General features: G+C 42.2%; 11 protein-coding genes. 6 read left to right on the forward strand and 5 right to left on the reverse strand.

Going from position 1 to position 13,347, the window contains the following annotated elements:
• The first annotated feature begins 46 nt into the window (after positions 1-46).
• Positions 47-1,126, forward strand: a complete 1,080-nt coding sequence (locus tag ACM0OX_RS27610) for a tetratricopeptide repeat protein (protein ID WP_414518166.1) — start codon at positions 47-49, stop codon at positions 1,124-1,126.
• A gap of 140 nt (positions 1,127-1,266) precedes the next feature.
• Here ACM0OX_RS27610 and ACM0OX_RS27615 read toward each other — a convergent pair whose 3' ends face one another.
• From ACM0OX_RS27615 to hisG, 3 genes are all read right to left on the reverse strand, one after another.
• Positions 1,267-1,938 carry a hypothetical protein gene (locus ACM0OX_RS27615; RefSeq protein WP_414518167.1) on the reverse strand — a complete coding sequence of 224 codons (672 nt, stop codon included), beginning with the start codon at positions 1,936-1,938 and terminating at the stop codon, positions 1,267-1,269.
• Between the two features lie 336 nt (positions 1,939-2,274).
• Entirely contained in the window at positions 2,275-3,729 is a 1,455-nt protein-coding gene (locus ACM0OX_RS27620; protein ID WP_414518168.1) for a sensor histidine kinase, read from the reverse strand.
• Positions 3,730-4,202: 473 nt separating this feature from the next.
• Entirely contained in the window at positions 4,203-4,847 is a 645-nt protein-coding gene (hisG, locus tag ACM0OX_RS27625; protein WP_414518169.1) for an ATP phosphoribosyltransferase, read from the reverse strand.
• A 76-nt stretch (positions 4,848-4,923) separates the two neighbouring features.
• On the opposite strand from hisG, the gene rppA reads away from it, so the two are divergent.
• The gene (rppA, locus tag ACM0OX_RS27630) at positions 4,924-5,622 is read left to right on the forward strand and encodes a two-component system response regulator RppA (RefSeq protein WP_414518182.1); all 699 of its coding nucleotides are present in this window, start codon (positions 4,924-4,926) and stop codon (positions 5,620-5,622) included.
• Here rppA and ACM0OX_RS27635 read toward each other — a convergent pair.
• The gene (locus ACM0OX_RS27635; RefSeq protein WP_414518170.1) at positions 5,619-5,834 is read right to left on the reverse strand and encodes a hypothetical protein; all 216 of its coding nucleotides are present in this window, start codon (positions 5,832-5,834) and stop codon (positions 5,619-5,621) included. The two genes, rppA and ACM0OX_RS27635, sit on opposite strands and share 4 nt — an antisense overlap.
• Positions 5,835-6,276: 442 nt before the next feature.
• A complete protein-coding gene (locus ACM0OX_RS27640; RefSeq protein WP_414518172.1) occupies positions 6,277-7,332 on the reverse strand; it encodes a 1-acyl-sn-glycerol-3-phosphate acyltransferase in 1,056 nt (351 codons plus the stop codon).
• A gap of 641 nt (positions 7,333-7,973) precedes the next feature.
• Here ACM0OX_RS27640 and ACM0OX_RS27645 point away from each other — a divergent pair.
• The 4 genes from ACM0OX_RS27645 (at position 7,974) to ACM0OX_RS27660 (ending at position 13,185) form a co-directional block, all read left to right on the forward strand.
• A complete protein-coding gene (locus tag ACM0OX_RS27645; protein ID WP_414518173.1) occupies positions 7,974-8,228 on the forward strand; it encodes a helix-turn-helix domain-containing protein in 255 nt (84 codons plus the stop codon).
• Between the two features lies 1 nt (position 8,229).
• Positions 8,230-12,390 carry a PAS domain S-box protein gene (locus tag ACM0OX_RS27650; RefSeq protein WP_414518175.1) on the forward strand — a complete coding sequence of 1,387 codons (4,161 nt, stop codon included), beginning with the start codon at positions 8,230-8,232 and terminating at the stop codon, positions 12,388-12,390.
• A 141-nt stretch (positions 12,391-12,531) separates the two neighbouring features.
• Positions 12,532-13,002 carry an ISAzo13-like element transposase-related protein gene (locus tag ACM0OX_RS27655; RefSeq protein WP_414518177.1) on the forward strand — a complete coding sequence of 157 codons (471 nt, stop codon included), beginning with the start codon at positions 12,532-12,534 and terminating at the stop codon, positions 13,000-13,002.
• 18 nt (positions 13,003-13,020) lie between these two features.
• Complete coding sequence (locus ACM0OX_RS27660) at positions 13,021-13,185, forward strand: hypothetical protein (RefSeq protein ID WP_414518178.1); 165 nt, start codon at positions 13,021-13,023, stop codon at positions 13,183-13,185.
• Positions 13,186-13,347: the final 162 nt, after the last annotated feature.

Here is a 13,347-nt window from a genome sequence, read left to right on the forward strand (position 1 = left end):
CTTCTTAGACCTTCTACTTAAACCCGCAACTTTACGGGTAATTTTTATGAAACAACGGCTTGTATTTCCCTGCCAAAAGGTAGGCTTAATTTGTGTAGGTGCAATTTCTTGTCCCCAGGTACTTTTACACAGCTTTTTACTGTTTGCTTTTGTGCTGAGTCCTGTAGCGGGTGCGGTTGATATTTCCGAACAACTCCATCGCCCTTTAAATAATTCCGTTGGGCGACAATCAAGAGATGAAGCAGACAGCTTGCTGCGTATTGGTCAACAAGAATACACTTCAGGATATGCCGACAAAACAATTGCGTCCTGTTTGCGGGCATTAGAACTATATCATTCTATTGGCGACCTGAAAGCACAAGGTTTGACGTACAATTTGCTTGCTAAGGCTTATGTGCAGCTTGGTAGTTCAAAAGAAGCAGAAGATGCTTTCAGAAGAGGATTAGCGATCGCTCGTGATACTAAAGACTTTCAATCTCAGATTTTTGTGCTGAATAATATCGGTACATTTCTGCTGCAAAAAGGCGAATTTGCTGCTGCTGGTAAAACAGTTGAAGATGCACTCACAATTGCTCACGGGGTGAAAAATATTGAAGGTGAAGGACTGTCTTTGAGTAATTTGGGCTTGGTAAATGCCAGGTTGGGAGATTATAACAAGGCGATTAAACTGTACGAAAATGCTTTAACTTTCCGCCGTCAGACTGGCGATGCCATCGGTGAAGCAAATACCTTGAATAACTTAGGAGATGCTTATTTAGCATCTGGAAATTATCAAGATACCATTGCTACTTATGGTGAAGCAATGCGGACAGCTAAAAGTAACCGCGATCGCACCAATGAATTACGGGCAATTGACGGTTTAGTTACGGCTCATACTGCTGTCGGACGTTACGAACGCGCCTTTGACTTACTAGAGCAACGTTTAGCACTCGCGAAAGAATTACAAAATTTACGCGAAGAATTAAAATCTTTTGAATCTTATGCCCAGTTATATAAGCAACAAGGTAACTATCTAACTGCCCGCAATTTTTACGAAAGGGCAATTATACTGGCGCGGACATTGCAAGATAGCAGGCAAGAAGTGCAATTGCGGGATCAATTAACTAAAATGCTTCAGCGAAAGTAGCAGTCAATTTAACGTTAAAAGGGCGGTTGGAAACCTCGTCTACACAGGCAAAACCGATAAAAGCTTGATTTTATCTTACCCAAGTGGTGTAGCTCTTATTTGCGTAGCCGCGAATTACCATCGCCCTAGTTCTAAATTAATTAATTCAAGAACACTGAACCGTTTCGCTCAATTCTCATCGCACTTCTGCCTTGTGCTGCATTGGTAGCTTCCTTAAATGTGACTTCCAAGCTTCCTGGTTCTGAAGAACCTTGTGGAGTCACTATTAATTGTCCGCCATCTTGTCGTTCAAATGTTACTGTTACTGGTGCTTTTAAAGCTTGCAGCGTTACATTTGACTTACCTTCTAGCGATCGTGGTGCTGTATCGCCAATCACTTGGAAAGTTATCTTAGCCGCAGTATCATTCACCAACCTGATATTAACCATACCATTAGTGAGTGCGATCGTCGCACTAGGGGCTTGCCGTGGTTCTACCAGTGGTTGTTGGTCATTGGAAACCGTAGGTGGTGAAGGCTGTTGAGTTCGATCGCCAGGAATTGGGCGTGGTGGTCTAGCACCTGGTTGTGGTGGTACGGGAGACACTTGTCCCTCAGCCGGCGGAACTGGGCGAGGTGGTATGACACCTGATTCCGGCGATACAGGGGACTGAGAGCGGTTGTAGGGTGGTTCGCTAAAAATACTGGGACTTGGGTTAAGCTTGACAGTAGATTCTTGTGCTAATGCTTGAGGAATTGCTGGCAGACTAATTAGCAATCCCCCACAAAGAGCGCCAAATAACTTGCTAGACTTGCGAAAATTTTGAGACTTCATATTCGTTCTTGACTCCTAGAAAAACTTCAATTTTTTTCTTACTAAAGATTTCTCCAGCCGGAAATTAAATTAGGTTTTATCGGTCGTTCAGTACATCTAAACATTTAACAAACTACTCGATTTCTCGCATCTAGCTAAGGATACGGAAATAATCTAAAAAAATTGAAATATTTCATTCTCAAGATTTTAAATCTTAACCATTGTCATTAAGCACATTTTTGTAACAGTCAAATTCAATATACCGCTAGAAAATAAATTTATTAGCTAAGAATTAAAGTCCACTTGAATAGACTAAAATATTACATCTATCACAGGAAATAAAAATTTATGAGCAAATTAAGACTCAAGAGTTATTGGTAAAGTGATAGTAAAGGTAGTGCCAATGCCTTGGGTACTTTCAACTTGAATATGACCGTGATGATGTTCGACAATAGCTTGAGCGATCGCTAATCCCAATCCTGAACCTGTAGCGCTGGCTGTAGCTGTATTCCCCGTCCTATGAGTACGTGCCGGATCTACTCGATAAAAGCGATCGAACAAGCGTGGTAGTGCTTCCGCTGGAATTCCAACTCCGGTATCACTCACCTTAACTTGCAACTGGGCACTAGTGTTACGTAGTCCAGAAACACGATTTATTCCTTCTATCCGCGCCAATTCCACTTTCACGCGTCCACCTGCTGGAGTGTAATGCAAAGCGTTAGCAATTAAATTTGTGAACAGCCGCACCAATTGATCCCAATTACCTACAAGAGTAAACCAATTTTCCAGTAATTCCGGGCTAGTTTCAGAGATAGGAGGGTCAACTAAGTCTAGAGAAAGGGTGATTTCTTTTTCAGGGACTAACAATTGTTGTTCTTCAACCACCTCTATTAGCAAAGCGTCCAATGGACAAGGTGAAAAAGTATCTTTGCTAATACCACTATCCTGTCGTGCTAGGAAGAGTAAGTCATTGACTAATTTACCCAAACGCTGTGTTAACCGTTCCACCACCTTTAACTGTTGTCGATATTGCAAAGAACTAATCGTTTCTGTCTCTGCTAAATCCAAGTCAGCAAGAGCAACTTGCACATTAGTTTGAATCAAAGTGATAGGACTTCTAAGTTCGTGGGAAGCATCAGCAGTGAATTGTTTAAGACGTTGATAAGATTCACCCACCGGTTCCATCGCTTTACCCGAAAGAAACCAACCACTTGCGCCTACGGAAAGCACCATTAACCCAATACCTAAAGCCAAATCAAAAATTAACTGGCGACTAGGTTTAGTAACTTCAAACCAGGGATGACTAACGCGCAGATATCCTAATACTTTTCGTCTCACTTCTACTCGTTCGGTGACTTGTCGCAATAAGAGTGGGGAGTTAGGAACTTTAAATTTTGAATTTTCACTCTCTCTCTTGACTACGCGCACAGTTTCACCAGTGCGATTGGCACGAATGGGAATATTTAGGGGTTCAGATAGTGTTGACCAAAGTAATTTACCAGTTGGACTAAACCATTCTAGGTCAATGTGGTCATCTTCTACAGTGTCGGTACGATCGCCAAAACTGGCTTCTACATTAATGCGAAATTTATCTGTATCAGCATTAATTGGCTCAAATATTAGTGTAGATGCACAACCACTGGTTGTCAGGCAACGCTCCACTATTTCCACTACATGGTTAAGCGTGTCATCAATCCGCTCAATCAGCGTACTGCGGACGTATAAATAAACGCCACTGGCAAACAGTAGTAGTAATACAGCAGTGACGGCAGTGTACCAAATTGCAAGACGGCGGCGAGTAGCTTGAAACATATTTCCACCTACTTCGTGTTAAAAATAATTGGAAAGTGCTTTTTATTATTAACAATTTTGCTCAAAACAATACTAGTTTGATTGTTTGCGATCGCATCAAATTTTAACGTTCAAAAAATAATATAAATATAACTTTGATTCAATTTATTGAGGGGTTAAATAAAAAATTTAATCTTTGTATGCGGTGGATTTCTACAAGTCTTATGCAACAAAGGGTAAGGGCTTTTAAAACCTAGTTTTTAGCCAAAAGTTATACCAATTTGAAAAAAGAATGCAACAAATAGACCATTTGTAGAGACGCGATGAATCGCGTCTTCTTCCCAAAGATGTGTTGCAATCATTAATTGAATCGGTATAACAGTTGAGTATTTTTTATCTGCAAGTCGCTTGAATACGAGACGCTGTACAAACGAATAGTACAGCGTTAGTTAAGAACGAGCATCTAAAGAAGCGTTATTACGAATTACATGATATTAAACCTCTACCAAAACGGCCTCGCGCAGCTTGCTAATCACATCACTCAGATTACCTGTATTCAGACGGTAACTCAAAGGATGGGCAATCAATCGCGCCGTGCTTTCATACAGACTAGCAATTTCAATCAAACCATTTTCGCGCAAAGTCCGCCCTGTAGAAACCAAGTCTACGATCGCTTCTGACATTCCAGTAATTGGGCCTAGCTCTACTGAACCATACAATGGCACTATTTCCACAGGTAAATCCAGACTATGGAAATATTCACGAGCGCAATTCACATATTTTGAAGCAACTCTACCATGCGGTGGTAAATCTAAAGGCGATCGGTAAGAACTTGATGCTTTTACCGCCACTGACATTCGACAATGACCAAACTGCAAATCTACCAAGTGGGCAACTTGCGGCTGCTTCTCCCGCAGCACATCGTAACCAACAACCCCCAGTTGTGCTTGACCATATTCCACATAAACAGGCACATCTTGCGCCCGCACCAGTAAAGCTTTTGCAACTCCCTTAGTGTCAGGAATTTGAAGTTGACGAGTTCCTGAATCTAAAAAAGCACTAAAATCTAATCCGACAGCTTGTAGCAAGCGGATGCTATTTTTAAGTAGTTCCCCTTTTGGCAATGCAACAGTCAGCATTTTTTTTATTGGTATCCTTAGCGTCTTGGCAGTTGAATAATATTGAGAATATCTCTATATGCTTACCACAAGCAGCATGAGAATTTTATTAGTTGATGATGAAGTTGAACTAACTCAACCCTTGAGCCGCTTGTTAACTCGTGAGGGTTATGCCGTAGATGCCGTTTATGATGGGACATCTGGCAGCGAACTTGCACAGACAGGCAGTTATGACCTACTTATTTTAGATTGGATGCTGCCAGGAAAAACGGGGTTAGAGATTTGTCAGGAATTGCGCCGCCAAAGCAAAACCACTCCCGTATTGTTTCTCACAGCTAAAGATACTCTTGATGACCGCGTACAAGGTTTAGATGCTGGTGCTGATGACTATTTGGTTAAACCTTTTGAACTGCGGGAGTTATTAGCAAGAGTCCGTGCTTTATTGCGTCGTTCCGGTACGCAAACCTATGAAACCACCACCGGACGTTTAACCGTTGCTGATTTAGAACTCGATTGTGAAAATCAAGTAGCCTATCGTCAAGGACGAATAATTGAGCTATCGCAAAAAGAAAGCCAGTTGTTGCAATATTTTATGGAACACACCGGACAACTTCTGACTCATGCCCAGATTATGCAAAATTTGTGGCAAGAGTCAGAACAACCCAGTAGTAACGTAATTGCGGCATTAATTCGTTTGCTGCGGCGTAAGATTGAGGTGGGTAAAGAAACTACGCTGATTCACACAGTCTATGGTAAAGGTTATCGTTTCGGTGCTTCCTCAGTGGAGTCGGTTTAGCGGCTGTTTTGACTCACAAAGATTTGGTTCAATTGTTTAGGAGAATCATTGATATTTCTCAGTCTTTGCGATTTTAATTTCTGTCGAAGTTTGTTGTAGAGGAATAAATCCACAGGCATCATAATTTGTGAAATCCCTTTCCAGACATGAAGCTGATTATTCGCACGCATATCTTCTTTACTAAACCCAAGAAAAATCTCGGAATTTTCCATAAGGGTTGATGGAAAACGACGACATCACCATTTGCCACAAATAGATAAGCATTGGTAACAAAACAGGTTGTGTTGGTAACGAACGTATAAGTGTCGTTACTAACGAATAAGCATTGGTAGCAAAACAGGTTGTATTGGTAACGAACGCATAAGTGTCCTTATTAACGGATAAGCATTGGTAACAAAATAGGTTGTGTTGCTAACAAACGGACAAGCTGTGGTAGGAACAATAACTTCATTTCTAACAACACGTTTATACAGCATTACCAATGTTTTCAACGATTTTCTCTATTATTTGCTTAGTCAACAGTATAGTGGCGATCGCACTCACAACAGCCATCAGCGTCCCAGGTTCCATAAATGCACTACAAACTTACAGCAGCTTTCATTTAATGAACCACATCGTAAACCTGTTGTAATCAACAAATTTTAGCTTGTAGTATTAAGATTTACCCAAAAATTGATTAATTTGAAGTTGCAGTTTTTTTCTAAATTGTTGCGCCTGTTGATAAGCTGCTGCACGCCCTTTCTTTGAGTGGTTATCCAATCCTGCTGGTTGCAAAGGGCTGATAAAGTAACGCAAACGAGTTTTCATTGCCCAAATTCCCATTGAGGGAAACAGAATTAAGGCAAACATCAAAGGTGACAAAGGTAAGAATGGTAGTTTGACTAGTCGTTGTAACTTGATGAAATTAACAGCCCAAGGATGCAGAGATTCACTGCCGATGCAAACTACTGGCAGAATGGGAATATGATAGCGATCGCTCAACTGAATAAAGCTCACATCAAACTTTTCTAGTTGATAGCGTCTTTTCCAACCTTTCCCAGGCCCGCGAATACCTTCGGGTGCATATAAGAGAATTTTACCTTGAGCGTTCGCCGTAGGCGTTGGCGCAGCCATCGCGCCCTCAAAATCATCTAATCCGGCTCGTACACCACCTAAAACCTGCGACCATTGAGGTGGTAGCCACCAAATCACCCAAGGATGCTCAAATAATGCTGGACTTGCTATGGGTTGTACTACCCATCCTTTGGTTTCACTTAATAAATAACCCAAGGTTAAAAAGTCCCAAGGAAAACACATCCCGGCATGATTCATTGCCACAATTAATGGCCCTGTTGGCGGTAAGTTTTCAACTTGTTGCAACTCTCCCCGAAAATAGTATTTAACGATGGGGGCCAGAAGTTCTTTGCGAAAAGCTTGTTGATATTTAAGATCGAATTCACCAACTTCTTTTCGAGGTGAACGAAAACCCAGACGCAACCAACGACTCAGCAATCCTAGATAAAATCCACCAGGAATTAAAAATAATCCATATTCTAGCCAATTCCAACCATCTGGATCTGTGTGATAGTGCTGCCAATGGCGATTGAATAAAATTAGCCACCCTGGAGGATACCAAAGACAAAACCAATCAAACCAGTTAAATATATAGCCTTCACCTGGTGCATTTTCCTGTTGACTGTTTAATAAGTTTTCGGAGTGTTGATTAATCAAAACAGTTAAAGATTAGGATTAGGCAAAAGTTTTATTAATAGTGGATCGTAACTTTCTAGTTTTGTGACTGGCATCTGACTATAGAAGTAAAACTAACTACATATTTTGGAATTTATTCTAGATTGACAGCGTATTTCAGGTAAATGCAGTACAAGGGTAGGGGTAAAATATGTTGTGTCTCTACAATTATCTGTACCTCACCTTGGCGTAGCCTCTGTCTGCGACACACTGCGCGTTCGCGTAAGCGTCCCGCAGGGAACGTAGAGAATTTGCAAGCTGCTGTAGTTACTAAACTAGCGATATAAAAAAGCTTTGATCGAGTTCAAAATTAACTTTATATATAACAAATTAATTTAGATATGAATCATGAAAGTTTGACGCACTACCAATTGTTTGGTTGTGTGCGATCGCTAGTAATTATTTAGTTAAATGCCTTAGATAATACTATCGTGCCATCCCATAACAGGCAAAACTTAATGTTTATTTTATATATAGCTTCTACAGCAAACAGTAAGCCGTGAAGACTGATAACTGAACATTGATGTTTCGCCAAAAGATGAAATTGATAACGACTAACGATTATTTGAATTCTTCCTCAAGCTGGAGACGAATGGCGAGACATCTGTCCTACTCTTCCTACTATGGAACTAGGAAAGCCACTCAAAATTTCAGATTTAATCCGCGAACTTCGGCAGCAACTCGATCTCTCTCAAGAAAAGTTTGCAGCTAAATTAGGAGTTTCCCTACGCACAATCAATCGTTGGGAGAACGGATCTACAGTGCCTTCACAGATGGCACTCAAGCTGATTAAAGAAATGTTAGAGAAGATGGGCGAAGCAGGCAAAAGATTAGTGAATGAGTATCTCCCAAAATCGGAGCAATGGGAGGACTCTTAAGATGATGGTGAAAGTACCTGAAAAATTTTTGATGATGCGTTCTCGGTTCATAGCTTTTAGTGTGATGATTCTGGCAGTCATAATGGCACTGCTGTTGACAAAAGTCTTACTGCCAGTTTTCGCTCCGAGCGTATTTACATTATTTTATGCTGCTGTGGCAGTCAGCGCTTGGTATGGCGGTATGAGACTGGGAGTGCTAGCGATCGCTTTATCTGTGACAACTGCGCTCTATTTTTTGATCGATCCAGTCTACTCCTTTGATTTCCTCAGCCTGAAAGTTCTGGTACGATTAACCACATTCTCACTAGTATCCTTCTTAATTACTGCGCTCTCTTCAGAGTTGCGAACTGCTAGATGCAAAGCAGAGACAAGCCTCAAATTGTTGCAAAATAGCGAAATGCGGTTTAGCCGACTGGCAGAATCCAACATCATTGGGGTAATTGTAACTGATATGAACAACGGCTTCATCATCGAAGCCAATGATGCTTTTCTGAAAATGATCGGCTATACGCGAGAAGATTTCTCGGCTAACCAAATCAACTGGCGCCAGATTACCCCGCCTGAGTATCTTCTTTTGAGCGAACGTTCAGTGGAAGAAGTGAAAACTACGGGAGTATGTAAGCCTTTTGAAAAAGAATACATTCGTAAAGATGGCGATCGCATTCCCGTTCTGCTCGGTTCTGTGATGCTGGGAGACACTCAAGAAACGGTCATTGCTTTTGTTGTTGATTTGAGCGAACAGCAAGCTGCGCTACGCGAACGCAAACAAGCAGAAGCGGCATTACAGCAAGCCAATCAGCGGAACACACGCACTCTAGAAAACATGAGTGATGCATTTATTACTCTAGACCGGGACTGGCGAATCATCTACCAAAATGCCGAAGCAGAGCGAATTAACGGTAAACCCCGCACAGAGGTCATTGGTAAGTCGCACTGGGAGGAGTGGCCTATATCATTAGGTACGAATGTAGAGCGTCAGTACCGACGGGCGATGGTAGAGCAAATTCCCGTCCATTTCGAGTTTCACTACTACTTACCACCCAAATATGACTTGTGGCTGGAGATTCACGCCTACCCTAGTGAAGATGGTCTTGACATTTTCTACCGCGACATCAGCGATGTCTACGACGAGCTTCGCTTACGCAAACAAATAGAACGAGCTTTGCGACAGAAAGAGGAACGTCTGAGGTTAGCAAACGAACGGTTTGAGTTAGCAGCATCTGCGGTCAACTGTCTGATTTATGACTGGAATATAGAACAGGATAGCGTTGAAAGAACTGATGGGTTAACTCGAATTTTGGGCTATTCTCTCGCAGAAGCTGAAACAACTGGTAATTGGTGGTGTGAGCTTGTTCATCCAGAAGATTTGCCAAGCGTACAAGAGGCGATACTTGCTTTGAAAAATAGCGATCGCTATGCTGCCGAATACCGAATTCGCAACAAAAACAAACAGTATATCTATGTATTAGATCAAGGGATAGTGGTGCAACGGGATGCAGATGGAAACCCGTTACGTTTAGTTGGCAGCACTACAGATATCAGCAAACGCAAACAGGCAGAGAAGGCAGTCCAAGCAAGTGAGGAACGGCTCAGAAGTTTTGTGAAAGCGAATATAGTTGGCATTCTCTTTGGTGATGTGAATGGTAGCATCACTGAAGCCAACGACGAGTTTTTGCGAATTGTCGGCTATACCCAAGAGGATATCCAAGCAGGTAGATTAAGCTGGGCTGATATCACACCATCTGAGTATCAATATTTAGATGAACTGGCTATTGCCGAAGCAATAGCGAAGGGAACCTGTACTCCTTATGAGAAGGAATTTATTCGCAAAGATGGTTCCAGCGTCCCAGTTGTAGTTGGCTATTCCCTTTTAGGAGAATCTCGGCATAAATCAGTCGCATTCATTCTGGATATTAGCGATCTTAAACAAGTTAAAAAAGCGCTGAGTCAGAGTCAAGAGCAATTTCAAGCTTTTATGGATAATATTCCCGCCGCCGCATGGATTACAAATGCAGACGGACGTGTACTTTACCTCAGTCCAACTTATTTCAGCACATTCAATGTGCCAACAAATAAGGCGATCAATAAAAACATTTTTGACCTATACCCAGTCCAAATTGCTCAACCCCTCCTCGATAACATTAGAATAGTTGCCGAGACTAATCAGGTTATTCAAACGATTGAGTCTGTCCCCCGCACAGATGGCACCCTTGGCGAATTTTTGGTCTATAAGTTTCCCATTGCCGATGCCTCTGGCCAACGCTTAGTAGGAGGGGTTGCAATTGACATTACCGAACGCGAACGTGCCCTTCGCGAACGTCAGCTTGCAGAACAAGCCTTACAAGAGCGCAGTGAAAGACTTAAACTGCTTTCGGAAACAACCAGCGATTTGCTTTCAACCGAGCGCCCTTTGGATCTAATGAACAGCTTGTTTAGCAAACTCTCGGCGCAAATGGATTTGCATTGTTACTTTCACTATTTAATCGATACACACGAAAATAAGCAGAAACTCCGGTTAGTAGCTTGGAACGGTATTAGTGATGAAGTATTTCAAGCAATTGAATACCTGGAATTTGATGAAGGGATATGCGGACTAGTGGTGCAAGAACGCCGTCAAATCGTCGTCAATAATGTGCCGCACTCTACCCATCCCCATGCCAACATCCTCCATGCTTTAGGAATTACAGCCTATGCAGGTCAACCGTTAATTGCTCAGGGAAAGCTGCTTGGTGTCCTCTCTTTTGCCAGTCGCACCCGTACCCATTTTACTTCTGGGGAAATAGCTCTATTACAAGCAACTTCCGATCAGGTGGCGGTTGCTCTGGAACGCTCTCAGTTAATGGCTTCGTTACAGCGCCGTAAAGAAGAATTAATCCAAGCTAATCGAATCAAAGATGAGTTTTTGGCGGTGCTTTCCCACGAACTTCGCACTCCACTAAACCCGATTTTGGGATGGTCGAAATTACTACAAACGAAAAAGTATGATGAAGCAACCACTACTCGCGCTCTCGAAACCATTGAGCGCAATGCCAAGCTGCAAACCCAATTAATCGAAGATTTACTGGATGTCTCTCGCATTCTTCAAGGTAAGCTGAGTCTGAATATTGCTCCTGTAAACCTAGAAACTGCGATCGCCGCAGCAATAGAAACTGTACGTCTAGCCGCTGAAGCCAAATCGATCGATTTACGATTTACGATTTTAGACTTCGACGCGGGCACTCAGTCTTTCCCTCTGGCACACTACGCGAACGACAAGGCACAGGAACCATCGAACGATTTTGGATTAGACAATTCTCAAATAAATTTAGAATCTATCGATTTTAATAAGCAACCTAACAATTTAAAATGCCAAACTTCAAATTCTAAATTTTTAGTCAGAGGTGATTCCAGTCGCTTGCAGCAAGTTATCTGGAATCTAGTTTCCAATGCTATTAAGTTTACACCCCAAGGTGGAGAGATAGAAATCACTTTAGAGTCTGTTGGTTCTCAGGTTAAGTTGCGAGTCAGTGATACAGGTAAGGGAATTAGTCCTGATTTTTTACCATTCGTCTTTGACTACTTTCGACAAGCTGATGGCGCAACCACCAGGAAATTCGGCGGACTGGGCTTAGGATTAGCGATTGTTCGTCACATTGTCGAGCTACATGGCGGCACAGTTAAAGCAGAAAGTTTGGGTGAAGAACAGGGAGCAACCTTTACAGTCATGTTACCGTTAATCGAGGTCGATCTAAATAGCAATCATATTGCCTCTCAAACCGATGATTTGCCCAATTTCAAGGGGTTAAAAGTTCTGCTTGTGGATGATGAGCGGGATACACGAGAGTTAATTGCTTTCATTTTGGAGCAATCTGGCGCGGTAGTAATCCAGGCTGCATCTGCGATGGAAGCACTACGAATTATGCCTCAGTTCCAGCCAAATCTGCTGTTAAGCGACATTGGAATGCCAGAAGTAGACGGCTATATGCTGATTCGTCAAATTAGAGCTATGTCACCAGAACTTGGCGGGAAAATTCCCGCGATCGCTCTTACAGCTTATGCTGGTGAGGTTGATTATCAACAGGCAATTGCCGCCGGATTTGGGCAGCATATCACCAAACCAGTGGAGCCAGCTAAATTACTTCGTGCGATCGCTAACCTAATTTATAGTTGTAGCAATTGTTAATTGGTAGAAAAACCGTACAATCTTATGAGCGGTAGCAGTAAGGGACTTGCGGAGAAATAAAGTACCAGTCATCCTAGAAGGTAGGAAGTGCGGAACTACCCGCACTTAGACTAAATCTCTAGAATAGGAATCCCTGTTTTGATGCTCACTGACAACATCAAATCTACTTTTAAAGATGCAGCCCAGAAACTAACTGGCAACCGGAAACGAGGCTTCATGGCAAAAGTTACCGAAGATTACTTCGATAGTTCAGCGCGCATTGCAGAAACAGTTTTGGGATGGAATCGCTCCTGTGTGCAACTCGGATTGCATGAAAGACGAACGGGGATAGTCTGTGTTGATAACTATCAGGCAAGAGGACGACATAAAAGTGTTGAGGTTCTGCCGAACTTAGAAGCAGATATTCGTTCATTAGTGGATGCTCAGTCCCAGGCAGACCCCAAATTTAAATCAACCTTTCTATATGCCCGCATCAGTGCTAGAGCGGTACGAGAGGCATTAGTGAGTCAAAAAGGCTACGAAGATAGCAAATTGCCGTCTCGTCAAACCTTGGGAGAGATTCTCAATCGCCTGGGATATCGCCTAAAAAAACACAAAAAACCAAGCCATTGAAAAAAATTCCGCAAACAGATGCCATATTCGAGTTGGAAAGGGATTACACCCATTGTTCACCGAGTTGAAACCACCTATGAAAAAGGAATCAAAGTTTTATCACAAGAGTTAGAACAGTACCAAACTCTATGGCAGCGTTCTGAAACATTACCCAAATGGGATATTACTATTGTGCCTGTTTAACTGGTATTTTATTTTCTTGCAAGTCCCTAATAGCTTTGGGAGCGCCAAAGCTAGAACGTAAACGACAATAAAACCCGCCCAAAGCAATCATGTTGACGGATATAGCTACACACAATGATGTTGAGAACCAATATCAATACCAGCAGCATTAGGATGAATCGG

The sequence above is a fragment of the Nostoc sp. PCC 9305 genome (assembly GCF_963920915.1).
Taxonomy (GTDB): domain Bacteria; phylum Cyanobacteriota; class Cyanobacteriia; order Cyanobacteriales; family Nostocaceae; genus Nostoc.

Bases quoted from the DNA above. Each gene is read 5' to 3' on its own strand.
- ACM0OX_RS27610 (WP_414518166.1), top strand. From the start codon at position 47: ATGAAACAACGGCTTGTATTTCCCTGCCAAAAGGTAGGCTTAATTTGT.
- ACM0OX_RS27615 (WP_414518167.1), bottom strand. From the start codon at position 1,938: ATGAAGTCTCAAAATTTTCGCAAGTCTAGCAAGTTATTTGGCGCTCTT.
- ACM0OX_RS27620 (WP_414518168.1), bottom strand. From the start codon at position 3,729: ATGTTTCAAGCTACTCGCCGCCGTCTTGCAATTTGGTACACTGCCGTC.
- hisG (WP_414518169.1), bottom strand. From the start codon at position 4,847: ATGCTGACTGTTGCATTGCCAAAAGGGGAACTACTTAAAAATAGCATC.
- rppA (WP_414518182.1), top strand. From the start codon at position 4,924: ATGAGAATTTTATTAGTTGATGATGAAGTTGAACTAACTCAACCCTTG.
- ACM0OX_RS27635 (WP_414518170.1), bottom strand. From the start codon at position 5,834: ATGGAAAATTCCGAGATTTTTCTTGGGTTTAGTAAAGAAGATATGCGT.
- ACM0OX_RS27645 (WP_414518173.1), top strand. From the start codon at position 7,974: ATGGAACTAGGAAAGCCACTCAAAATTTCAGATTTAATCCGCGAACTT.
- ACM0OX_RS27650 (WP_414518175.1), top strand. From the start codon at position 8,230: ATGATGGTGAAAGTACCTGAAAAATTTTTGATGATGCGTTCTCGGTTC.
- ACM0OX_RS27655 (WP_414518177.1), top strand. From the start codon at position 12,532: ATGCTCACTGACAACATCAAATCTACTTTTAAAGATGCAGCCCAGAAA.
- ACM0OX_RS27660 (WP_414518178.1), top strand. From the start codon at position 13,021: ATGCCATATTCGAGTTGGAAAGGGATTACACCCATTGTTCACCGAGTT.